The sequence below is a fragment of the Paenibacillus sp. sptzw28 genome (genome assembly GCF_019550795.1).
Classification (GTDB): domain Bacteria; phylum Bacillota; class Bacilli; order Paenibacillales; family Paenibacillaceae; genus Paenibacillus_Z.
Genome location: NZ_CP080545.1, coordinates 1,091,408 through 1,116,287, shown reverse-complemented (window position 1 = coordinate 1,116,287; position 24,880 = coordinate 1,091,408). Strand labels below are relative to the sequence as shown.

The following is a 24,880-nucleotide window of genomic DNA, read 5'->3' as shown; positions in this document are numbered from 1 at the left end:
CCTGCGTACGTTACCCGATTTATCGCCAAAATACGCCCAGCATAAGCTGAGCGCAATTTTGGCTTTCATATTATTCAACCGGATATTACTTGATCCAGCCTTGAGGCAGTATTCTCTCGATCTTCGTGCGGTCGCCATCGATCGACAGCTTCACCGTCGGAGCCAAAGTGCCGCCGAAGTGACTGAACTGGAATTCCGGAGACTGGTTGCCTACATCGCCGATCGACATGCTGCCCAGATCGCCGAAATGCGCGAATCCGACAACATTCAGTTCCGGCGTCACCAGCCAGGAATATGCTTGGTACGGATTATCCGAAGGGTTGGCCAGAACCAGCCCGCTTCCGTTGAGCGGTTTATATCCGCCGATCAGCGTGTCGGAAACGAAACCGTACATTCCTTCCGGTCCCCCAAGACCCTCAGCGTATTTGTTAATGTGGCTGTCGGTGAACAGATAGTATTTCTTGTCTTTAACAACCACATGCGGGCGCTCAAGCTCTTCATTCACATAGTTCGCCTCAACGAGCGGCGGAAGGAGCTTGATGTTGTTCAGATCGCCGCCCACCACTTCGGCGATGCCAATATTGCCGTTGGCGTGTACTGCACCGGACGGCACAGGGTGCTGCTGCAGGTATTCGGCGCTTCCGGCATATTCAGGCTTGAACTGCCGCTGCGAAGCGGTCCCGCCGGAATTGCCTTCGAACAGCAGGTATTCTTTACCCGTTTGCGGATCTTTGAACCACATTGGATCGCGGAATGCGTAACCTCCGCCTTCGCCTTGCTTTGCTTGCTCTACCGTCTGGTAGTATTTCCCATCAGGCAGCAAAATAATGCGGTGCTTATCCCAATTTTCGAAGCGAACGCCGTCTTTATCAGCAACCATAGTTCCAGTGGCTGCAGCGATGCGCTGCTCATAAGTCAGCTGAGGCTGGCCTTCGGGGCCGGTCGCAGTGTAAAAGGCGTGAATTTTGTCGCCGTCGAGCATGGCGGAGCCGGCCCATTGGCGTTGGCCGAGGGCGGTTCCTTTCGGGAACAGTTCCCCGCCCAATGTCCAGTCCTTGCCGTTTTTCGAATAGAAGTAACGGATTGTCGCGATATCGTGTACTTTACCCGGCAGCACGTCGTTCGGAGCGGAAAGCGCGAAGATCACTTTCCAGCCTTTAACCGACGCAGTGTTCCCGTCACGGTCCATAAGCGGCCACGTATCCCAAATGTGATAGCCCGGCGCCATTTTGTCCAGCTTGCTGATGTCGGTATATGGCAGGGTGTTGTCTTCATTCAATTCGATTTTCGATACCTGTTCACGTGTCCAGTTGACGGTTTGCTCCCCGCTTTCAGCATGCGAATGTGGAGCAGCAAAGCCTGTTACAGCAATGCTTGCCGCCAAAGCGAGCACGGATAATGCTTTTTTGTTTTTTCGGATCATTTTATTGCTCCTCTCAAATCATCTTAACTACGTTCGGATTATCGCGGCTTTAGCGGTTTGCGCCGAACGGTTTGATTTCTCCTGCTTTGCCTTCCTTAACAACTGCCGATTTGTCGCCGTTCAGACTAATTTTCAGCGTTGCCGCGAAGGTGCCGCCGAACTGGACATTGCCGTTCTCGTCTTTCGGTTCGTTAATGAAGCTGATCACCTGCTGATTCGGGAGCACCATCCAGGAATACGCTTGATACGGTTTGCTGGCCGGGTTGGCGATGACAAGGCCGCTGTCGTTCATCGGCTTGTAGTCGGCGCGGATTCCGCCTTTGCCGTAGAAGCCGTACACGCCGTCCGGACCGGTCAGGCCAGGTGCGTAAGTGAACGTGTGGCTGATCGTGAACAGGTAATACTCATCGCCGTTTACGACAACATGCGGACGCTCCAATTGATGGTTGGTACCAATCGATTCGACCAGCGGCGGCAGCAGTTTCAATTTGGTGATATCGTGGTCAAGCACTTCCGCAATACCGATATTGCCGTTGTACATTTCCGATCTTTCCGGAACGGAATGGGTTTTGCGGTATTCCTCGTCGCCGATGTTTTCAGGTTTCAAAGAATAGTTGCTGCCGGCCTGGCCTTCAAAAATAATGTACTCTTTGCCGGTATTCGGGTCCTGGAAGAAGAACGGATCACGGAACGCCGTAATGATATTGCCATGGCTTTGGAATTGTTGAATTGTTTCGTAATATTTGCCGTCCGCTTGAAGAATGAGTTTGTGTTCGCCTTCGTTCGTGAGATGCACGCCGTCTTTATCGGCGCTAATGTCGAAAGTAGTCTTGGCGATGCGCTGCTCCGCTCTTTGCACCCATCCGTCTTCATTCCATTCTTTACCGCCATTTGCGTTCATATCGCTGGTTGCCGTGTAGAAGAGGTGAACTTTGTCGTTCTCGTCCAGCATAGCCGTCCCCGCCCACTGCATATGGCCTAAGGCTTTATCATAGTTGTAAGGAATTCCGGCATAGGTCCAGTCTTTGCCGTTCTTCGAGAAGAACATGCCGATTCTTGCATGCGTATGGCGCTCGCCCCAACCCAAGCTGCGCGGCGCGACCAATGCAAACGCGACCTTGTATCCTTTTACGATGGCCAGAGAACCGTCCCGGTTCTGCAGCGGCCACGTATCCCAAACCCATTGATCCGGCGCAACCAGATCGAAGTCCATGTCTACCTCAGGAGCTGTGTTCTGTTGCGTGAGGGCTACTTTCTCCGCTTGTTGACGCGACCAGATTGCGGTGTAATCGTCCGAAACGGTCGCCGAAACGGAGGCAGCGGCCAGACTGCTTGCAAGAATCGTCGAACATAAAATCAATTTCCCCAATTTAAATCCTTTTTTCATTTTTCTTCCTCCTCATGGTAATTGCCAATATGGCTTCCAAACAGCTTTTACTGCTGAAACAACCCTTAAATTCAAAAGATCCCCCCTTCGGTCCGGCAGCGGAACGAAAAAAAGACCTAAAACGTTTAAGAATAATCCGCACCCATTACGGTGCAGTCATTCTTGAAACATTTTAGGTCTTGCCTGCTGAGCAGTAACAATCCCGCGTATTATGTTTTGCATCCCCTATTCTAGCCGGACTCAAACTGAATATCAATAGTAAAATTTCCCTATACATTCGCTGTCGATAAAATAGGAGTTCCGAACCAGCATATAAATAACGGCATCATTCCTTAACCGCTCCCATCGTCATTCCGCTCACAATATATCTTTGAATCAGGAATGAGAAGACCATGACAGGAAAACTGAAAGTGACCGCCGCCGCAGTCATTGGCCCTAAATCAAGGTTGTACGCGGTCAAAAATTCGGATAGGCCGACAGGCAAGGTTTTGGCGGAAGTGCTCGTCATCATGAGTGCCATCAGAAAATCATTCCACGAGAGCATATAGCTGAAGATGGAGGTCGTAGCCAGTCCCGGAAGCGAAATCGGCAGAATGATTCTCATGAACGCCCCGAATCTGCTGCAGCCGTCCACACGGGCCGACTCATCCAGCTCCTTGGGCAATCCATCAAAAAATCCGATCATCATCCAAATCACAAATGGGATGTTAATGCTGGTATACACAAGGATCAGCGCCAGCTTCGTGTCGTAAATGCCCAGCTGGTTGATGATCCGGTACATGGGAATCGCTACACTGATCAAAGGCACCATACGGACGGCCAACGTCAGCAATAAGAACAAATTTCCTAAGCGGGAGGAAAACCGGGATAAACCGTATGCGGCTAGCGATCCAAGAAAAACACTTATGATTGTGCTGAAAATTGCGGTAAAAAAACTGTTGCCAAAGTACTTTCCAATCGGAAGAACTTCAAACATCTTCCGAAAATTGTCGAATGTGAATACCGAAGGAAACAATGTCGGTGAAGAGGAAATAACCTCTGACGGAGGTTTCAGGGAAGTCATGACCAAATAAACATACGGAAACAAAAAGGCGATTACAAACAGTCCCGTTAAAACGAGGATCAATGCGGAACCAAGCGTCAGTTTCCGGCCGGCGAATGCACTCATTTTGGGTGAACCCCCTTCTGTCAAGCTGCTTTCTTATTCGGATTCCATAACCGCATCATGAAAAAACCGCAAACGGATAATAATGCGATCATAAACAATACGGCCAGCGCACTGGAATATCCGGTTTGGTTATAGCGCGCCATCGTATTATAGATCATTGTGCTCAGAACGGAAGAGGAGAAACCCGGCCCTCCCTGGGTTAAAACCCATATGATATCGAACGAGCGTGCCGCATCGATCATTCGAATAAGAACCGCGACGACGATGACCGGCCGTAAGCTCGGCAGTGTAATGTGCCAGAACCGTTGACTTCGGCCTGCACCGTCAATGTGGGCGGCTTCGTATAAGCTTCCCGATATTCCCTGTATGCCCGCGAGCAGAATCAGCATCATAAACGGCGTAGTCAGCCAAACATCCGCCAGCATGCAGGAAAGAAGCGCATATTTACTGTCCGATAGCCACAGGATGCTCTGAGGACTATCGATCAAGCCTGCCCGGTAAAGAAGGGAATTGAGGATGCCGAATTGATCGTTAAGCATAAACTTCCAAATCAGGCCGCAAACCAGAGGAGCGATCATGAGCGGACTTAAAAACAACGTTCGCACAAAATGATTGCCTTTGAAACCTGTGCTTAGCAGGAGCGCCAGAATGAGTCCGATCACCAGCTCGAGCGTCACCGCACCTAGCACAAAAACTACCGTGTTGTACAACGACTGATAGAAACGGTCCGAGGTCAGGGCTCTGCTATAATTCTCCGCTCCTACAAACTGCATACCGCTTTTGGAATCAAACAGGCTGTCTCTGATTAAGAGAAACATCGGATATACGAAAAAGAGAAGCATGAAAACGGCAGCCGGAGAGAAAAACAACAGGGCTGTTCTCCGATCACTCTTGGTCATGGGAGTCATCATCCTTTTGATTTCAATGGAATAGAAGCGGAGGATAGACTTTAGACTACCCTCCGCACCGGACACTTCACCTTTTACTGGCCTTGAATCTCATTTATGAGATCAGCGGCTTGATCCAATGCCTCTTGCGGCGTTGCTTTACCTGATAAGGCAGACTGCAGGGCCGGAACCAATGCCTCGCTCTCAATCTCGTTCCAATACTCAAGTACCGGGCGATTCTGCGTCTGTTTGGCCGATAAGGTTGAATTAAGCGCGCTTAGGTGAGCGTACTCCGATTTCTGTCCATACTGCCTGAAGACAGATTTGCGCGCGGCCACGCCAAGCGCTTGCATAAATAGTTCATTATGCTCATAAATGAACTTAACGTATTCTTTGGCTGCAGCCTGTTTCTTTGATGAGCTTGGAATGACTTGATACCAAGGTCCCGGAACAACACCCACCCCGGATTCTCCGCCTATCATCGGTGCCGCCCCTACCTTTCCCGCTACTTTGGATTTGGCCGGATCGTCCGATGGGACGAAGAAATGCCCCCATGCCAGCATCATCGAAAGCTTGCCGTTCATGAACAACTCGGACGTTTCCGAAGAAGCCATATTGAGCGCGCCCTCGGGGGCCGATTTATCCTCCCTGAGTATTTTCGTTAAGAAATCCAGTGCTTCCACATACGGTTTCGTATTGACCAGCGCTTTACCGCCCTCACCGACTACTAGCGGTCCAGCCCCGGCTTGCGCCGCATGATCCAGCCAACTGGCAACGGAATCGCCGTTATTCATACCGAATACGCTCGTCCCATATAGATCCTTACCCCCATCTTTATCCGTGTCGCGTGTGAAGAATTTCGCGGCATCCCGATATTCTTTCCAATTGGCAGGCGGCTTCAGCTCGTAGCCGTATTCCTTTTGAAAAGCCGCTTTTTCCTTCGGATCCTCGAACAGGTCTTTGCGGTACAACAAAATCTTCGAGTTCGTCCATACCGGCATGCCCAGTGCCTTGCCGTCAACGGTCCCGCCGTCAATCAAATTCGGAAACAGGTCGTTCTTCACCTCATCCGTCATCAGATCGTCCATTGGCGCAAGCCCCTGAGCAAGTGTCGAGAACCATAATATATCGATGGTTGCGACATCGTAAGAACCCGCTTTCGCCTTCAATTCCGCATTCAACTTGTCATAAACGCCGATGTAAGGAACGGCTTCCACCCGGATTTCATAGCCCGTCTTTTTTCTGAATTGTTCAGCGGTTTCATTAACCACTGTGAAGGCGGGACTTCCCCCCTCCACAAGAACCGTTAGAAATTGCCCTTCTTTGTTATCCGATTTTTTGACAGTCGTATTGATAGCGTTTTCTTTTCTCTCCGCACATCCCGCCAAGATTGACGTCATTACCAACATGATGAGCATAGCAGCCAAACCCATTTTTCTTCGATAAGACATACCGGCATCCCCCTTGGCAGTAATTATCGATCCCACAATCCGTGTTCAGGCCATCTTCGCGGCAATCTTTGCTCCACCGGCGGCAAAGGATCAAGCGGTTTATGCGGCTCCAGCTGATACCAGTAGGCTACGCTCGAAAATTCATTCCCCTGGTCGTTCGCATGCCCGTGTTCGATGGTCACCTTGATAGACTTCCGGAATCTGACTGGATCTTCAATATGAAACCTGTACAAGCTCCATTTGCCGAAATGCTCCTGAACATCGCTTCCGAGTGAAATGCCGTGATAGGGAGCGGCATACTCCCCGCTCGGAAATCCCCAGGCGGCATTGAAATAATCTTCCGTCCCCGTTCCATGCAAGGACGGAGGCCAGACCTCACCATCGATAAATATCATATCGTCACCTTCACCAGGCCAGGTGAATTCCTGATTGGAGGCGTCAAAGTTGTCAATGTTCAGCACGCAGCCTACGTAATGGCCTTTTCCTTCGGCGTCGAGTATAACATAGTTGTCCTCACCGGTTAGGTTAATCCCCGGAAGATCCCATGGCGCCGGATTTTCAAGCTCGGATTCATACACTACTTTTTCACATGGATTTTCAAGGTTCCACTGCGCATGGAAACGGCCGACATCATCTGTCAACGGCTCATCGGTAAGCTCATAATCGATGTAATAAAAGAGGTTCTCGATTTTGGATTCGCTTTCATTAATGATTTTAATAATTGCGCCGCCCGCAAACGGCATCGGAAAGTAGCTGTTCATTGCAGCGCTGAACGGTCCTTTGGGACCTCGTTTCTCACCGGTGACCATACTGAGCGGCAGGGAAACGAAATGCTTGCAGGTGGCATGTCCAATCCCGAAAAAATCGCCAAGAGGCACCCTTACGCTTGGATTTTCTTCTCCGTCCCAATACATTTCAATAACAAGCTTTCTCAGATATTTAGGAGCATAGCAGCGGGTCGTCATCCAGATATGCTTAATGCATCCCGACCCCTTGATATCTGCAACGACAAATGTTTCTCCGGGCTCGACCACTTTAAAATCGCGGTTCCCTCCCGTGCGGTCCCAGCTTGATTCGCGAAGGGTGCTTGCATTTTTGATCAGGGGCAGTCCACCCAGCGGACTGTTCGGTTGCCAAAAATTCATAATTTTTTCCTCCCATGGCGGTTCTTCTTATTGCATCCCGCGTTACCTGGCGTAATTTGTATATCTTTATCACATATTGGGATGCTTCTGGAAAGTTTGAGGTGGTGACTTTTGCTTCCCATGACTTCATTGTATATTAGGAATATTCAGAAGTCGTTGGCATAGGTTATTCAATTGTTGTCAGTTATTGCTTTTTTAAATCCATCTTTCTGTTGAGGTGATTCTCTTGTTGATTGAGCAGCTCTCTCCCTACATTCGGGTAGCGATGGACAGCAGCATTCCGTTCCGATGGAAACTGAAAGAGCGGGTATTATTCGATTACGAGCTTCTCTATGTGAAAGAAGGCAGGATCAGGGTAACCATCGAAGGTCAAAGCTATGAAGGGAAAGCGGGGGATTTGTTTCTTTTTCGGCCGAAACAGAGACATTCCATTGAGAAAATCGGAACGGAAACAGTGCGTCAGCCCCATTTGCATTTCGATTTGTTTTACCAGGAAGACAGCCCGGACGTGAAGGTTTCTTTCAAACCGCTTGAGGAAATTTCAGAGGAAGAGATGAAGTGGTTCCGCGAGGATGCTTTGGACCTTTTTTCCGTACCGCTGGCGAGCCATCTAAGGCTTCGTAATCCCGTCATCATCGAGAACATGCTGTTTGACATTATTAAAGAAACCCAGATGAAGCTGCCTTTCTACGAGATGAATATCAAAGGTATGTTCATTCAGCTATTTATTCATCTTCTGCGCGAGAATTATTGGAACCAGAATCCTCATCTGCTTACCAATATGGATGAACTGGTCAAGCTTCGTAACTATCTGAAACATCATATCGATCAAAAAGTGACGCTGGAAGAATTGGTTGACATCTCGGGAATCAGCAAATTTTATTTGATCCATTTGTTCAAGAAAACGTTCGGCATGAGCCCGATTCAATACCACCAGCTCCTTCGGATCGAGAAAGCGAAGGAGATGATCCAGTTCACTACGGAACCATTGACGGTAATTGCAGAAAAATTCGGATACCCAGATATCCAGTCGTTCAGTAAAGCTTTCAAGAAAACAGATGGTGTAACCCCTTCTTTCTATCGTAAGCGTTCCTCAATATCCCCCTAGCCGGATCAAGCAAAGGGCTGCCCCTCATGACTCATGTATAACCCTTCTTCATGAAGGGGAAAATGGGAACTATTACATACTGCCTCAGGGGTTGCCTTAGATGAATAAATTACTGCAGTATTTTGTCCGAAAAATGAATCAGAAACCGCAGGGAGGCGCTCAAGAAGAGATCAAACAAGCCGAAACGATTTCAGACAGCCTTCAGCAAAATATAAGCAAGATCTTGGCGTTGTCGGGAAGCAGCTCGGATTTTACCATTCGCACGTTTCAAGGTGCGGGTGGTTTGCCGATGGCTATCGTTTATATCAACGGTCTGATCGATTCCGCGATCATTAACGACAACATAATTAAGCCTATTATGTCAGATGCGGAATCCGATTCTTTTACGTCTATTAAAGACAAGATTGTTACCGTTGGCGCCACAAATACGGTAAATAAGCTCGATGATTTAATTTCGGCTTTATTCGGCGGGAATACCGTTATTCTCGCTGAGGGGTGGGATCAGGGCATTTCCGCAGGCTGTGCCAAATGGGAGCATAGAGGCATTGAAGAGCCTTCGTCCCAATCCGTTATCCGTGGGCCTAAGGACGGGTTTACAGAAAATATAAGCACAAATACAGCGTTACTTCGGCGCAGAATCAAAAGCCCTAGCTTATGGAAAATCGACCGTAAAATCGGACGAGTAACCCAAACTGACGTTAGTGTTATGTATTTAAAAGGGACCGCTGATGATTCAGTGGTGAAAGAAGTGCTTCAGAGACTCGACTGTATTGACACGGACAGCATTCTGGAAAGCGGTTATTTGGAAGAATTTATACAGGACAAAACTTTTACCCCGTTCCCTACCATGATAAACACGGAGCGTCCCGATAGTGCTGCAGCCGCCATCTTGGAAGGGCAGATTGTCATTTTGGTTGACGGAACACCGTTTGTTCTTGTCCTTCCCATCACCTTCTTCAAATTCTTCATTGCCAGCGAAGATTATTACCAAAGGTTTGATATCTCTACCTTTCTGCGAATTCTGCGCTTCTGTGCTTTTACTGTTTCGATGCTTTTGCCTTCTCTTTATATTGCAATCACGACTTTTCATCAGGAAATGGTACCCACGACTCTACTGGTCAGTCTTGCCGCACAAAGGGAAGGGGTTCCTTTTCCCGCATTCTTTGAAGCATTAATGATGGAAGTCACGTTTGAAGTATTAAGGGAAGCGGGGATTCGAATGCCCAGGGCGATTGGTGCTGCGATATCCATCGTTGGAGCGCTTGTTTTGGGACAGGCGGCGGTTGAAGCAGGTCTTGTGTCGGCAGCCATGGTAATCGTAGTAGCCTTTACGGCGATTTCCAGCTTTGTCGTTCCGGCGTTTAATATTTCGATTGCCGCCCGAATGATCCGTTTTGTATTGATGCTTCTTGCCGCAACCTTGGGATTGTTCGGAATTATGTCGGGGCTCTTCTTTCTCTTGATTCATATGACGGCTCTTCGTTCTTTCGGAGTTCCCTACTTGACTCCGATAGCCCCTTTCAGACCAAGTAATTTAAAAGATACCCTTTTACGGGTACCTAGGTGGATGATGATTACCAGACCGCGTCTTTCTTCTATAAAAAATGTTGATCGTCAAAACGCTAATTTGCGTCCTGAACCTTCCGACAAGGAAAAGGAGAAGTAAAGGAAATGAAGCGAGGGCTAATCGTGCTGTTAATTTTAACCCTTTCATTACTTGTAGGCGGTTGTTGGAACCGGATCGAACTAAACAGATTGGGGATTATTAGCGCAATGGCCTTTGATATGGACGAAAACAATCAATGGATATTAACCTTCCAAATCATCATTCCGCAGTCAAGCCAGGGCAAATCCGGCAGGGGCGGCTCCCAATCGCCGATTACGGTCTATTCAACGAAAGGAAAGACAATATTGGAGGCGGTTCAAAAGAGTGAATTAGAAGCCCCTCGCCGTCCTTTCTTTTCACATGCACGTGTGGTTATCATCAGCCAGCGTGTTGCTAAATATGGGATAGATCAAATATTGGATTACCATTTAAGAAGCAACCAGGAAAGGGAAAATGTGGACGTCCTTATTTCTAACGGAGCTGCAAAGAACGTATTGGAGGTTCTTACGCCATTAGAAACGATTCCCGGAGAAGCGATTACGAACCTGGTAAGTGAACAGTTAGACGGCCAATCCAACTTAGCCCTCTCCAAAATGTATGAATTAATTTCTATAGTAGCCAATCCTACCGCAAGCGCCACTTTGCAGGAGATCAAAATTGCGGGTGCACACGAGGGACAAGCTTCTTTAAAATCACTTCAGGAGACTCGCAGCCCTGCGGCAATCAAAGTGGATAGGGTCGGGGTATTTAAGCAGGATAAATTTACGGGTTGGTTAAGCTGGAAGGAAAGTCAGGGCGTACCCTGGATAACGAATCGCTTACATAGAACGACCGTAGTGTTTTCCTGTAAGGGGGAGAATCGGATCAAACAGCTGTCCACCTTCCTGGTTGATAAATCCGACACACAATTAAAACCGAGAATTTCGGACGGTCATTTGTTCATGACCGTAGATATCAATGTCAAAGGAAACTTGATGGAAACATCATGCGACCTGGACCTGAAAAAGTCTGCCGTCTTGAGTAAACTGGAGGAGTATATCGAGGAACAAATAAAAGCCGATGTGGAAAAATCGTTTCAAGCATTGAAAGGGATGAAGGCGGACGCACTGGGCTTCGGGGACGCTTTCCACAGGCAATATCCGCAAGCCTGGAAAAAATTAAGCAAGAACTGGGGAGCTGAGTTCGACAAGGTTAGGATGGACGTTAACGTCAAGGTAACGATCCGGCGAACCGGAATGATTAATGACTCCTTCTCCAAGATATCCGGTAAAAAGGAATGAAAAGAGAGGTTATATATGGGGAATATTAGCAAGTACCAGCTCGGCGCGATGATTATCCTGCTGCAAATCGGAAGTACTCCTTTATTTGAATTAGGAATCAAGGCCAAGCAGGATGCCTGGCTGGTGGTTTTAATCAGCACGCTGTTGGGGTTATTGCTGCTTATGCTGTTTTTGGCGATCCAGCATAGAGAACCGCAAAAAAACCTTAACCAGATGTTGATTCAATATTTCGGCTCTTATGTGGGGAAGTTCACCGTATTGTTTTACGCCTTGAATTTTACTTATGAATCCATGCGAAATTTGCGGGACTTCGGGGATCTTACCCTCATGACCATTCTTCCCCAGACCCCCATTTCCCTTATTATGCTTATTATGCTGTCTCTATCTATTTATGTAATTTACAAGGGAATAGAGGTCTTCTTTCGGGTTGCCGAATTTATAGTGCCATTCGTGCTGTTTTTTTACTTTATTTTGATTATCACATCCTTCTTCTCAGGAATAACTCATTTCGGTCGTCTTCTTCCGGTCTTGGAAAACGGAATCCAACCCGTATTAAGGGAAAGTTTTTATACTACCTGGTTTCCTTTCGGCCAAATGATGGTTTTTCTTGTGTTCTGGAGCTATCTGAATGAGAAGAAAGGGATGTCCGGAGCGTCGATTCGCGCTTATATTGTATCGGCCATTCTTATCCTTCTCACAAATATAATTAATCTCGCCGTTCTGGGGCCGGAATTCACCGGCATCAGTACCATCCCCCTGCTTCAAACCATACAGTTAATTCAGATCGCGGAAGTATTCGAGCGTTTTGACGCTCTTGTGATCTTACTTTTTTATGCGGGCATATTTATCAAAGCAACATTATGGCATTTGGCCGCCGTACTTGGGCTGGCTCAATTATTTCACACCGATTATCGAAAGTTTGTCCTTCCTGTCGGAGCCGTTATTTATTTCACTGCTTTTCTCCCTCCAAATTGGCAGAGACATCTGGAGATCGGGGATATTGTATCGAAACAATTCATGGTCAATCCGATATATATTGAAATTATTCCGGCCATTCTGTTTATCGTTATGCTGATTAGAGGCGATGGAAACAAAAGAAGAAGGGGCTCACCGCCTCCTTCTTCTCCGCTTCAATAATCATACCTTTTCCGAAAGAACTCCAGCCGCCTATATCGTTCACAAGTAATAGTTAATCTGAAAACGCCGGCTGCATGCTCCAAATCTTAATCGTTTCAATATGCGGATTCCCATCCGAATACAGCCGGATGCCGCATGCGTCCGTACGTGACGGATAAGTGCGTGTCGTGAGACTCTTTAAGCCGCTCACATAAGCCTCGATTAAGGAGCGATCTACAAAAATATGCAGCCGGAGCGGCTCCTGGTTCAAATGAAGCGAACCGCCCTGTATGCCTGTCGGCCGCTCTCTGTTATCCAATGTGGACTTGCTGCGGTCCACCCACAATTTCTGCTGATGCCGGTCATAGTAGACGACAGTTTCTTCTTCGCCTTCCGGCGATCGCCGGAGTGACACTCCATAGCGGTCAATATGCTCGGCAGTTCCATCACGAAACACAATCTCGATTTCCACCATATCGCCTTGAATGTCCTGAAGATGACGGTTTATTTCGTCCAATTTCACGTCGTGAAGCTCCAGCAGCAAACGGTCGCGAAGCTTTTCCATTTCCTGAATCGGCTCGACGCCCAGACGGTCGTCCTGCCGCAGGCTCAAGGATACGGGGATTCCCCCGGTATGGGACCAGCCGCAATCGTAATCGATCTCGGGTGTCCGTTCCCCTTGCGCTATCGTGAACAGGATTGTTCTCCCTGTCGCCGGGTCGACCATTCCGCTCGGACCGGTAAAGTGAACATCCCCGACATCGATCAGCCGCGGTTCTTCGTGATCCGGTGTGAAGCGCAGGTTAACCGGGTCGAACGTACCAAGCCAGTAGGTAACATCCGGTTTGATACCGGTTCCCCATGGGCAGATCAGGAAGATATGCTTGCCGGTATTTTCACCTTCGCGCCGCAGAGGAAGCAGAACCGGCAGCTCCCAAGCGACACCGAGATGGGGGTACTTTATGTAGTCGCTCACGAAGAGCGGCCCTTTGTATTCCCATTCCGTCAAGTCGGCCGACACGTAGACCAATGCCGTTCCACCTAACCCTTCCACCCCGCTTCCGACCAGCATGACCCAACGACTGCCATCCTTCCAGACGAACGGATCCCGGAATTCCCCGAACAAACCGATCCCCCGTTCCTGCACGACTACCGGATGATCGAGTTTGTTCCATCTGACAAGATCCAGATCGCCATCCTGCGGATAAGTGCTCCTTGCCAAGCCGACACTTTGATTCGGAGAACGTTCATTGTTGCCCGCTGTAAAGAAAAGCACCGGAATACCGTTCTCATCATACGTCGCGCTGCCCGACCACACGCCGTCGGGATCAATCCGGGGCTCGGGCGACAATGCAGGCGGCAGATCTCTCCAATGAACCAAATCCTCGCTCACCCAATGCCCCCAATGAATGTAATGCCAGAAAGGTCCATTCAGATTATACTGATAAAACAAATGATACCTGCCGTTAAAATAAATCGGACCGTGCGGCTCGTTCATCCAATGCCCCGGAGGAGTCAGATGAAATTGCGGACGATGCCTGTCATCCTTCCACAGCTCGCGCGGATACTTAAGTTCCTTAGGGTCCGGAACCGGAATTACTCCTTCGTGCGGAGCAAGTGCCGATTGAACGGCGCGCCGCACCTCATCCGCGCTCAAAGCACGGTCATAAATCATTATTTCATCCATCAATCCGTCAAAATGATTCATAATGAACGACTCCGCCAGAACAACACCGTGGTTGTTGCGGCCGATAACCAAATCCTCGCCGCAGGAAGTAATCCCTGCGCTTTGTTCAAGCTGCCGGGATGCGACTTCCGTTCCGTTCAAATACAGCTTTAATAAGGATGCTGCCTGGTCATATGTCGCGCAAACATGAGACCATCGATTGAGCGGGAGAACTTGCTCCCGGGACCATATTTCCGTCCATTCGCCGCCGAGCCCCAGCTGCAGCGACCATTCGCCGTGACGAGTCACCCCGAGCAAATAACCTTCCGCTTTCTCCCTGTTGTGCTGGTTCGCAATAGCGGCCAGACGCCCCTCGGCTCCATATTCATACGTTCTCGGAGCCACCCAGGCCGTTATGGTCAAACCGGCGCTTGGCATCAAGACCTCCGCCGCAGGACGACGCAGGTAGGTTGAGTATCCGTCAAACAACAGGGCCGAGTTTGTAATTCCCTTCCGCCATACCGGGTTTTGGGGAGCTTGAAACCGTCCGTTAAGCAGAGCAAATTGAACCTTGTCCAAGCGGCCTGTTGCCGTGTCCAGAGTAAAATGCCCCTCCCCTTCGGGGAAAGACCATCCGGCGATCAAAGTACCTACCCGTTCATCAGCTGACTGTGTCAAACTCGCATCCCCCTAATTCCAGCGGTACGCTTCCGTTGAACATAAAGCTCACTTCAAAAGCATACGCTGGGCTTATATTCAGAGCCTGAGTATTAATGATTCAAACGTTTACGTAATCGTTTTCTTAACCTTCAAAAAAAAGGGGAACTCCCTATGTGCCCGTTCAGCACGAACCCCTTATGATTAATTCCGTCTGCAGCCGGTACTCCTTGAACTCTTGCTGTTCATCGTTATTTTCAATTCTGTTGACCATAACCTCAGCCGCTTTCTCGCCCAGCTCAAAGGAAGGCTGCCTAATGACGGTGAGCGGCGGTGTCGTGATTTTCGTCCAGTCATAGTCATCAAATCCGATAACGGCCAAGTCCCCCGGAATATTGATTTTCTTCTCCTGCAAGTAACCGATCGCGCCCATTGTAAGTACATTATTGGCTACGAACAAGGCCGTAATGTCACTTGAGGAAAGTAATTGCTCTGCGCATTCGTATCCGCTTTCAAAACTGGAATTAGCAATCTTCACTATTGACGGATCAAACGGTATGCCTGGCTGGGCTAACGCTTTCTTATAACCCTCGAACCGTTCGTTGCTTGTTGATATGCCAAGTGTGCCGGTAATACAACCGATTCTTGTGTGACCCTTGTCGAGCAGCAGCTGCATCGCTTTGAACGCTCCGCCGAAACCGTCGGATAAAATATAATCTCCCTTATAGCCTTCCGGTTTCCGGTCAATAAAGACAACCGGGAATCTGGATTTCACAATCTCGTTCAAATAACCGACTTCCTCGGCAATCGAAGCGATTATTAACCCGTCGATCAGCTTCGTGTTGAACAGCCTGATTTGCTCCTTCTCCTCTTCCAGCTCTTCCGTATTATTGTTGCTGAGCAGCACCTGGTATCCGTGACGCTTCAATGTTTTCTGGATGCCCTGGGCGACCGTCATAAAGAAGAAATTGGAGGTATCTGAGGGGAGAATCGGCACAATCAAACCAATCGTATTCGATTTCTGGCTCCGTAAGCTTTGCGCAATGGCATTCGGCCGGAAATCAAGCTCTTCCATAGCGCGAAATACTTTTTCTTTCGTTTCATTGGAGACGAATCGCGTGTTATTAATAACATGCGAGACTGTAGCCGTCGAAACCGCCGCCAATTCTGCAACCTGTTTAATTCCTGCCTTCATCGCATCTGTCTCCCAGGAAAAAACGTTTACGTAATCGTTTTTATTAGTGTGAATTGTTTCTATTATACGCATTTCGATTAATTAGTGTCAATCTTTTTCCCTGTGATACAAATCGTTCTCCGCCGCATTCAATTGATAGACGGTGAGACTTTTCAAGGTCACGTTACCGCCCGTCGAATACAGTTCAAGTCCTGCATCTGCGAGCGCAGGAAAAATTTGATCGCTGATCACTGTCATTCCATTGTTGGCGAACACTTCGACCGAGGAGCGGTCCACATAAATCCGGATTTTCACCTTTTTGTTGTCTGGAGTCATCGCAGCTTCGTGCCTTGCAGCGAAGGCGGCGTTGAACTTGGCGTCGCCTGATGCAGTCCGGTCCACAAACAGCTTGGAGCTTGCTTTGTTATATCCGATAACTGTTGATTTGTTCGTACCTTTGCGTACTTTGAATCCGTACTCGGAAGCCGTGGCCGTGTCGTTCTGAAACTCCGCCACAATTTCCACCGTGCTTCCCGTCACTCCGGTTAGCAGATTGCCGCTTGCCGGCGTAATAATTTGGTTCCTCCAACTGCTGCTCACCCCCCGCAGAGCGTTCAGCTCCGTCACCGGCGCCTGCGCCAATCGGACGCCTGATCCGGCGCTTACCAGCTTCGCTTCGCGCGGAATCGTGAGTGAGCCTCGCCAGATCGAGGTCGGGATGCTTTGGCCGTAGCTCCAGTTATTCATCCAGCCAAGCAGGATTCGGCGCCCATCCGCGACCGGCACATCTCCGAACGAAATAGAAGCATAATTGTCTGAACCGTAATCCATCCATAATACCGTATCGTCAGAATTATCGTTCGTGAAGCTTGTTCCGTTAAATTGCCCGACGAAATACTGAATGCCCGATCCTCCGGCTGGAGCGCCGCTGCTGACACTAACCGCAAGAACCCACTTCTTGTTCGCCGGATTGCCGTCCACCGCCATTTCATATAGATCCGGACATTCCCATGTGCCGGCGTGGGAACCAGCGGCTCTGCCGAACTCACTCGCGTAGGTCCAGCTTTTCAGGTTGGCGGACGTATAGAATCGTACCCGATCGCCTGCGGAAACGACCATCACCCATTGATTGCTCCCGGCGTGCCAGAATACCTTGGGATCGCGAAATACACCAAGTCCGCCCGGCATCGGAATAACCGGATTGCCCGCGTACTTGGCCCACGTTCTGCCCTTATCGTTGCTGTAAGCGAGGCTTTGCGTCTGGACTCCGGCCTTCTCGTGCGTGAAGACGGCTACCATCGGCTTCTCGGCTCCAGTCTGAAATCCGCTTGTATTATTGGTATCGACAACCACGCTGCCCGACCACGGAAATCCGTTCATATCCGGTCCAAGCGCGACCGGAAGATCCTTCCAGTTCACCAGGTCGGTGCTTACGGCATGGCCCCAGAACGTCGGCCCCCACGTTGTGCCGGTCGGATTGTTCTGGTAGAACAGATGATACTCTCCGCCGTAATAGACCAGTCCGTTCGGATCGTTCATCCATTTGCGGTCAGGCGAGAAATGGAACTTCGGTCGGTACTGCTGGTATCTGTCGCCGGCCGTGATGTCGCCCAATGTATTATAGACATGGAAATCGTCGACATTGATATGACCCCATTCGCCAGTAGCGTTATCGACGATTTTGATATATACCTGCTCCCCCAGAAATGCAGAAGCATCCCAGTATGCTCTGGTATATGCTTCGTCATTATAGCCGGTGGCCTTCATCAATTCTGCACCGTCGGAGTCTCTGACGAGAGCGGCGTATGTATTGTTTATGTCTTTGCCGCCGCCGATCAGGAAATCGATCCAACCGCTGCCGCCGAGGGTGAAGGTCGTCGATTTGACGACCCCCGTTTGGCTGTCTCCGCCATCTTTGAAGCTCCACAAATGGTACGTTCCATTCTGATTGAACGGTCCCCCCCATCCCCAGCCGGAATCCGCAGTCACATCCGGATTGCTGAAGGCGCTGCCGCTCACAACCGTCCAGCCGGACAGACTACCGCTTTCAAAATCGGGATTGGCGATGGCTGCCGTGAGAGGCTCTTGCGTCGGTACATTGACGTCGTCCACATTCAGGTGTCCCCACCCACCTGTCGCGTTATCGATGATTTTAATATAGCATTCCGTTCCGATATAATCGGAAGCGTCCCAATACATTCGGCTGTAGGCTTCCCGGTCTCCGCCGGTTGCTCTAAACAATTCTTTTCCGTCGGAGGACCTGACTAGCGCGGCATACAGATCATAATAATTGTTGCCGCCGCCGATCAGAAAATCGATTTGACCGTTGCCGCCAAGAATGAATTTCTGCGAACGCATCGAACCGGTTTGCGCATCCGTGCCGTCTTTGACACCCCATAAGTGGCTGTTACCGTTCTGGTTGAACGGCCCGCCCCATCCCCAATCATTCGCCGTTGTCACATCAAGATTACTGAAGGCGTCACCGCTTAGAATCGTCCAACCGCTCAAATTATCGTCAAAATCATGATTGACCAGTTCACCGTGGGCGGGCTCGGGCACAACCGTAATCGTGCTGCTGCCGATTAATCCGCCGACTCTGGTTTTGGCCGTAATCGTGGCGGTCCCGGCTGCTTTGGCCGTGACCCTGCCGTTAACAACTGTCGCGACGGACGTGTTGCCCGACGTCCAGATCACATCTTTGTCGGACGCGCCGGAAGGAGAAACAATGGCCGTCAGCAGTTCGCTGTCGCCTGCGATTATCTCTTTAGCGGACGGTGTCACGGAAACTCCCGTCGGACTAACCGCCGGATACGCCGAATTCATCGCCCATACTTTCAATGATTTGACGACGACGGTGTGCGAGCTGTCGTTTGCCCAAAGCTGCAGACCCTTGGCATCGCTTCGGCTCGGATAAGCGCGGGTAGTCAACGATTTCAGCCCGTTTAAATACGCTTCCACCATCGATCGATCCACGTAAATACGAAGCTTGATATTTTCCGAACCGATATCTGTGATTCCCCCCTGATACCATTTCTCCACGTCGGGGTTTAGACTCGATTTGGTGCGGTTCACAAAAAACTCCTTCGAACTCTTCTTGTAGTAAATGACCGTTTCCTCTTCCGCGCCCGGTGAACGACGAAGGCTGAATCCAACCTCGTTGGCCGCTCCGGGATCAATCTCCGCCTCAATTTCATACATATCCGAGTTGACTCCGGAGAGCGCCGTGTTTGCGGCTGCAAAGGTAGTATCTGAAGTGATGTCGACCAGTTGTGCTCCCCGAAGCGACTGCAGCTCGGAAACCGGTTCCATTCCCAGCTTCCCGTCCGGACGCAGGTAGACGCTGAGCGGCAATCCGAAGTTATGGGCATAGCCGGCGTTATAGTCCATCGAAGCCGTTCTTCTGCCCTGCGCGATGCTGTAAATAACAGTCCGGCCGTCCGGCGTCACCATGGCAGCCGGTCCCGTGAAGTGCTCGCCGACGTCGAGCAGCTGCGGCGCGTCATTATCCGGCGTGAACCGGGCCGTTTCCGGATTCCAGGTGCCAATCCAATAGTACGTGTAACGGGACTGGTATTCCTGACGCGACATTTTTGCCGGATTAATCAGGAAAATATATTTGCCGCTCGTGCCGAGCGGGCGCAGAATCGGCAGCTCCCATACCCGCCCGGTCTCCGGATATGCGGCGTAGTCTCCTGCATACATCTCCCCGCGGTAAGTCCAACCGCCCTCCAAGGTCGGATCCGTCGTCGAGTATACCAACGCCGTTCCGCCTACGTCGTTTCCGCCAGAGTCTTTCTTGCCGGAGGTGACGAGCATGAACCATGTGTTACCGTCCTTGAACACAAACGGATCGCGGAATTCTCCCATGATGCCTTGGCCGGGCTGTTGATCGACGATCACCTTAGGGCTTTTATCCCAGCGGTTCAGGTCGTTGTCCCCGTCCTTGGGGTAGGTGCTGCGCGCGATATTGATCCGTTGGCCCGGCGTCCTCCGGTCATCGCCCGCCGTATAGAAGATGACCGGTACGCCATTCCCGTCAAGCACCGAGCCGCCGGCCCACGCGCCATCGGGATCGACGTCGTTTTTGCCCGGGATGACCGCATCCTTGGCGTCTCTCCAATGCACCATATCGCTGCTTACCAGATGCCCCCAGCGGATATGATTCCAGAAAGGTCCTCTAGGATTGCTTTGGTAGAAGACATGATACTGACCGTTGAAATAGATCGGCCCGCCCGGTTCGTTCTGCCAGCTGGCTGGAGGTTCGGCATGGAACTGAGGACGCTGCGAATCGTCTGCCAGGACGGTTCGGTCGATACGGTTGTCAGCCGTCGGCAAGTTGCCGCCGCTCAAAGCGCTTATATAATTATGGTAAGCGCTCTGGACCTCCGCTGCGCCAAGCGCTTGATTGCGGATTTTCACTTCATCGATAAGCCCGCTGAATGCGTTCAAGTTGAACCCGTAGAGCCAGAAGCCTTGGCTGTTTTTTCCAATCAGCAGGTCGGTAGCGCTCGGAGCGATCGTTTGGCCAGCCGGGAAATTGGCAGAGGCCACCCGTTTCCCGTTCAGATATAACGACGCAACGCCGGAGGCGCTTTCATAAGTGGCAGCCACATAAGACCATTCATCCAAAGGCAGCAGGCTGTCCGACATGATTTCCCGCCAGTTATCGCCCGTACCGAACTGGAAACCCCATGTGCCGTGCCTGTAATTGCCGAGAATGAACCCTTCTTTAGCTTCACGGTTATACTGGTTCACAATTGCCGATAGACGCCCTTCGTCTCCGTGTTCGAAGTTTCTCGGCGCGACCCACGCTTCAACTGTGATCGCCTTCGACGGTGTCGGGATTTTATCCGCCGGCCGTTTCACCCATGTGGAATATCCGTCGAACAACAGCGCGCCGCCGCTTATACCGTCACTTCTCCACAACGGATTCCGGGAAGGCTGATACACTCCGGTATTCAAATAATATGAGACAGGATCGGTTGTACCCGTGACCGCTTCTGCGGCATTCGTCCCTGTACCTTCATCAAGCTTCCAATGACCGATCAAGCCTCCTGCAAATTTCGAATTAACGACGTTAAAATCGTCAACTCCGATGTGTCCCCATCCGCCGGTCGAATTATCGACGATCTTAATATAAAGATCTTGACCGATATAGGCAGATGCATCCCAGAATACTTTCTGATAGGCTTCAGAGTTGCGGCCGGTCTCTTTGAACAATTCCGCTCCATCCGACTCTCTGACCAGCGCGACGTATAGATTATTACTGTCCCGCCCTCCGTTGATCAGAAAATCAATGCCGCCGTTCCCGCCAAGCGTGAACGTAGACGATTTCAGAACACCAACCTGGCTGTCGCCTCCATCCTTGAAGCCCCACAGATGATAGGTTCCGGCCTGGTTGAACTTTCCGCCTTGGCTGTACTCTGTCTCGTGAACCAGACTGCCCGGTGTGAAGGCGTCACCGCTTACATTGATCCATCCCTTGATTTCGGCCGGGAACAAATCCGACTGCTCAAAATCATGGTTATAGAGCGCCGGTTCCACATGCCGGTTAAGCGATGCGCTCTGCGGTACGTTAACGTCATCCAAATTGATATGCCCGGTTGTCGAATTATCCACGACTTTAATGTAGACGACCGTGCCGGCATAAGCCGACGCATTCCAGTTAACCGGTGAATACGTGTCTGAGTTGTTAGCTGTTGCTTTCATCAGCTCCGCCCCGTCGGAGTTTCTGACAAGCGCCACATATAAGCTGTCGATATCACTGTTCCCGCCGATCAGAAAATCAATCTGGCCGCTGCCGCCGAGCGTGAAAGCCTCGGACTTCAGGACTCCGACCTTGGAATTGTCGCCTCTCCCGCCCCAAATATGCCAGAAGTTATGCTGGCCAAATGACTGCTTGTTCCAATAATCGCTGTCTACCGCCACATCGCCGCTGCTGAACGCGCTGCCGCTGACCGTCGTCCAGCCGCTCAGATCTCCCGTTTCGAAGCTCGGATTCGTAATCGTACCCGGAGCGGCATGAACGTATGGTGCCGGTGACTGGATTTGAATAATCGCCGTCACTAAAATAAAAACAAGCAATTTCTCCGCAAGTTTAGCAAACGTCTTTTTCTTTTCATTTTTTATAATCATTTACAGACTATGCCCCTTTCAAAAACAAGAAATGCATACGCTTGCAATAACCCCGCTGAATCGCAAACCATTGGTACCGCATGTATACGGGTCCGCTTACGAGGACCCGTATATCCCTCAGCTCTTGCTGCGCAAACGATCAAGGAGTACAGCAATGACGATGACCGCACCCTTAACGACAAGCTGCCAGTAATAATCAACGTTCAGCAAAGTAAGCCCGTTCGTAAGGACCCCCATGATCAACACGCCGATGATTGTTCCCTGGATACGGCCGAATCCTCCGACAAAGCTTGTCCCCCCCAGAACTACTGCGGCAATTGCATCAAGCTCGGCTCCCGCTCCCACCATGGGCTGTCCCGAGAATAAGCGTCCCGCCATAACCACGCCTGCAATACCTGCAAGAAGACCGCTGAAGGAGTAAACATTGATCAGTGTTTTTTCCACTTTAATGCCTGTTAGTCTGGCTGCCTCTTCACTGCCGCCGATCGCATAGACATGACGACCGAACATCGTATATTTAAGCATGAAAAACATGATGACATACACCAGAGCCATGATATAAATGGGGGTCGGAATTCCCAGCATGTAACCTGCTCCCATGAATTTGAACAAATTATTCTGGAGCACGAGGGGATACCCTCCGCTGATTACGTAAGCCAGCCCTCTAAGGTAAGTCATACTGCCCAATGTGACGATGAATGAAGGCAGTTTCGTAACCGCTGTGAAATAACCGTTAATCGCGCCTGCCGCATAACCGGCAGCAGCTCCAGCAGCCATGGATAAGATCGGGTTCAGTCCCGCATTTGTAAGCATTACGGAGAGGACGCCGGACAGCGCCAGTGTGGAGCCGACAGAAAGATCAATACCTCCTGTCAAGATGACGATCGTCATACCCGCTGCCAGAATGGCTGTAATGGATACCTGCTTCAAAACGTTTAGTACATTGCTCACTTCCACAAAATTGGGAGCAAAAACAGCCATAAGAATACAAAGAAGAACAAGAATAATGAGCATTCCTAGCTGATTCCAATAGTACATTACCTTTTTTCTCGTCCCCAATTCATCAACGATTGAAGCCGTAATATTCGTTTCCATCTATTCGACCTCCCCCGTTGCGTAATACATGATCTTTTCCTGTGTCGCTTCAAGACTTGACAGTTCGGCCCTTATTCGCCCTTCGTGCATTACCAGAATCCTGTCGCTGACGCCCAGTATTTCAGGCAGCTCGGAAGAAATCATCAATACGGCCATTCCCTGTTCAGCCAGCACGCTGATGATTTTGTGGATCTCAGTTTTGGCACCGATATCGACACCGCGGGTCGGCTCATCAAGCAAAAGCACCTTTGGCGCAATTGATAACCATTTGGCAATCACAACTTTTTGCTGGTTTCCGCCGCTGAGCCTCATTACATTTTGCTCTTTCGACGCGGTCTTAACGCCCAAATCCTTAATGTAGCGGTCCGCATCCCGGTCCATTCTACCGTGCTGCAGTATGCTCGCTTTCCTATAAGTACGCATTTGTGCCATTAGAATGTTTTCCTTCACGGATAAGTTAGGGAACAGCCCTTGCTCTTTGCGATTTTCCGGCACATGGGCAATCCCATAGCTCATAGCATCGCCCGGAGACTTGATGTTTACCGGTCTGCCTTCTACCAAGACTTCCCCTTCTATAACCTCGGAAATTCCGAATATGGCACGAACCATCTCCGTTCGACCCGCACCGACCAAGCCGGCGAGACCGACAATTTCACCGGGAAATAACCGCAGCGAAACCTCTTTTATCCTTTTCTTGTCGGAGATATTACGCAGCTCCAGGACAGGCCTGCGGCTGATTTCGCCCCGCATGGGTTCCTTCGGCTTTCTTTGGAACAGCTCCTTCATATCCCTGCCTACCATAAGCTTGACCAAGTGATTCGGATTCGTTTCCGTTATAGGACCACTGGCGATCCAATGACCATCCCGCAAAACGGTAAATCGGTCCGAAATACGGAAAATCTCATCCATCCGATGCGAAATATATACAACCGAAACGCCTTTACGTTTTAAATCCCCGATAATGATAAACAATTTTTCGATCTCTCTATCCGTTAAAGAAGCCGTCGGTTCATCCATGATTAGGACTTCGGAGTTAAAGGACAGCGCCCGGGCGATCTCCACCATTTGCTGCTGCGCAACACTGAGCGTCGAGACATTCGCCCTCGGATTTAGCGTGGATCCGATGGAACGGAGAACCGTCTCTGCTTTTTCATGGATTTCACTCCATTTGACGAGCCCTAATCTGTTTTTCGGATAGGTTGTGCCCATCAGGATGTTTTCACCGATCGACAGATTCGGCGACAAGCTGATTTCCTGATGAATGACACTAATCCCGTTGGCTCTGGCCTCCAAGGGATTATGCCATTGTACTTCTTTTCCCTTGTAGACGGTCAAGCCTGAATCGGGCTTGTGTATCCCCGCCATAATTTTCATCAAGGTCGATTTTCCTGCGCCGTTTTCTCCCATAAGGGCGTGGACTTCACCCTTGTAGAGCTTTAGGTGAACATTGTGAAGCACATTGACGCCGGAAAACGACTTGTGGACGGCCTCCATCTTCATAACAAGCTGTTTGGCCGTTTCTGGTTCCGTAACCGGTGCTTGTACAAGTACAGTTTCCATCGTTCCACCCCTCTGAACAGTT

Annotated in this window: 15 protein-coding genes; 4 read left to right on the top strand and 11 right to left on the bottom strand. The window is 50.0% G+C overall.

What is annotated here, in order from left to right:
* Nucleotides 1-85: 85 nt before the first annotated feature.
* From KZ483_RS05180 to KZ483_RS05155, 6 genes are all read right to left on the bottom strand, one after another.
* On the bottom strand, nucleotides 86-1,423 hold the full coding sequence (locus KZ483_RS05180) for a glycoside hydrolase family 68 protein (protein WP_220351651.1): 1,338 nt from the start codon (nucleotides 1,421-1,423) through the stop codon (nucleotides 86-88).
* Nucleotides 1,424-1,472: 49 nt separating this feature from the next.
* Complete coding sequence (locus tag KZ483_RS05175; protein WP_220351650.1) at nucleotides 1,473-2,810, bottom strand: glycoside hydrolase family 68 protein; 1,338 nt, start codon at nucleotides 2,808-2,810, stop codon at nucleotides 1,473-1,475.
* A gap of 325 nt (nucleotides 2,811-3,135) precedes the next feature.
* Nucleotides 3,136-3,978, bottom strand: coding sequence for a carbohydrate ABC transporter permease (locus KZ483_RS05170; RefSeq protein ID WP_220351649.1), 843 nt, complete (start codon nucleotides 3,976-3,978; stop codon nucleotides 3,136-3,138).
* Nucleotides 3,979-3,998: 20 nt separating this feature from the next.
* Nucleotides 3,999-4,877, bottom strand: a complete 879-nt coding sequence (locus KZ483_RS05165; protein ID WP_220351648.1) for a carbohydrate ABC transporter permease — start codon at nucleotides 4,875-4,877, stop codon at nucleotides 3,999-4,001.
* 83 nt (nucleotides 4,878-4,960) lie between these two features.
* A complete protein-coding gene (locus KZ483_RS05160; protein WP_220351647.1) occupies nucleotides 4,961-6,316 on the bottom strand; it encodes an ABC transporter substrate-binding protein in 1,356 nt (451 codons plus the stop codon).
* A 23-nt stretch (nucleotides 6,317-6,339) separates the two neighbouring features.
* A complete protein-coding gene (locus KZ483_RS05155) occupies nucleotides 6,340-7,461 on the bottom strand; it encodes a glycoside hydrolase family 172 protein (protein WP_220351646.1) in 1,122 nt (373 codons plus the stop codon).
* 229 nt (nucleotides 7,462-7,690) lie between these two features.
* Here KZ483_RS05155 and KZ483_RS05150 point away from each other — a divergent pair, with 229 nt between their 5' ends.
* From KZ483_RS05150 to KZ483_RS05135, 4 genes are all read left to right on the top strand, one after another.
* A complete protein-coding gene (locus tag KZ483_RS05150; RefSeq protein ID WP_309568642.1) occupies nucleotides 7,691-8,569 on the top strand; it encodes an AraC family transcriptional regulator in 879 nt (292 codons plus the stop codon).
* A 100-nt stretch (nucleotides 8,570-8,669) separates the two neighbouring features.
* Nucleotides 8,670-10,235: a spore germination protein gene (locus KZ483_RS05145; RefSeq protein WP_220351644.1), complete on the top strand. Its 1,566-nt coding sequence runs from the start codon at nucleotides 8,670-8,672 to the stop codon at nucleotides 10,233-10,235.
* A gap of 5 nt (nucleotides 10,236-10,240) precedes the next feature.
* The gene (locus KZ483_RS05140; RefSeq protein ID WP_220351643.1) at nucleotides 10,241-11,455 is read left to right on the top strand and encodes a Ger(x)C family spore germination protein; all 1,215 of its coding nucleotides are present in this window, start codon (nucleotides 10,241-10,243) and stop codon (nucleotides 11,453-11,455) included.
* A 15-nt stretch (nucleotides 11,456-11,470) separates the two neighbouring features.
* Complete coding sequence (locus KZ483_RS05135; RefSeq protein ID WP_220351642.1) at nucleotides 11,471-12,592, top strand: GerAB/ArcD/ProY family transporter; 1,122 nt, start codon at nucleotides 11,471-11,473, stop codon at nucleotides 12,590-12,592.
* 52 nt (nucleotides 12,593-12,644) lie between these two features.
* Here KZ483_RS05135 and KZ483_RS05130 read toward each other — a convergent pair whose 3' ends face one another.
* The 5 genes from KZ483_RS05130 to KZ483_RS05110 all read right to left on the bottom strand — a co-directional run bounded on the left by KZ483_RS05130 (nucleotide 12,645) and on the right by KZ483_RS05110 (nucleotide 24,858).
* Entirely contained in the window at nucleotides 12,645-14,915 is a 2,271-nt protein-coding gene (locus tag KZ483_RS05130) for a LamG-like jellyroll fold domain-containing protein (protein WP_258881543.1), read from the bottom strand.
* Between the two features lie 163 nt (nucleotides 14,916-15,078).
* Complete coding sequence (locus KZ483_RS05125) at nucleotides 15,079-16,089, bottom strand: LacI family DNA-binding transcriptional regulator (protein WP_220351641.1); 1,011 nt, start codon at nucleotides 16,087-16,089, stop codon at nucleotides 15,079-15,081.
* An 87-nt stretch (nucleotides 16,090-16,176) separates the two neighbouring features.
* A complete protein-coding gene (locus KZ483_RS05120; RefSeq protein WP_220351640.1) occupies nucleotides 16,177-22,203 on the bottom strand; it encodes a GH32 C-terminal domain-containing protein in 6,027 nt (2,008 codons plus the stop codon).
* 117 nt (nucleotides 22,204-22,320) lie between these two features.
* Nucleotides 22,321-23,298 (bottom strand): ABC transporter permease subunit, encoded by a 978-nt coding sequence (locus KZ483_RS05115; protein WP_220351639.1) that lies wholly within the window; start codon nucleotides 23,296-23,298, stop codon nucleotides 22,321-22,323.
* Nucleotides 23,299-24,858 (bottom strand): sugar ABC transporter ATP-binding protein, encoded by a 1,560-nt coding sequence (locus KZ483_RS05110; RefSeq protein ID WP_220351638.1) that lies wholly within the window; start codon nucleotides 24,856-24,858, stop codon nucleotides 23,299-23,301.
* Between the last annotated feature and the right edge of the window lie 22 nt (nucleotides 24,859-24,880).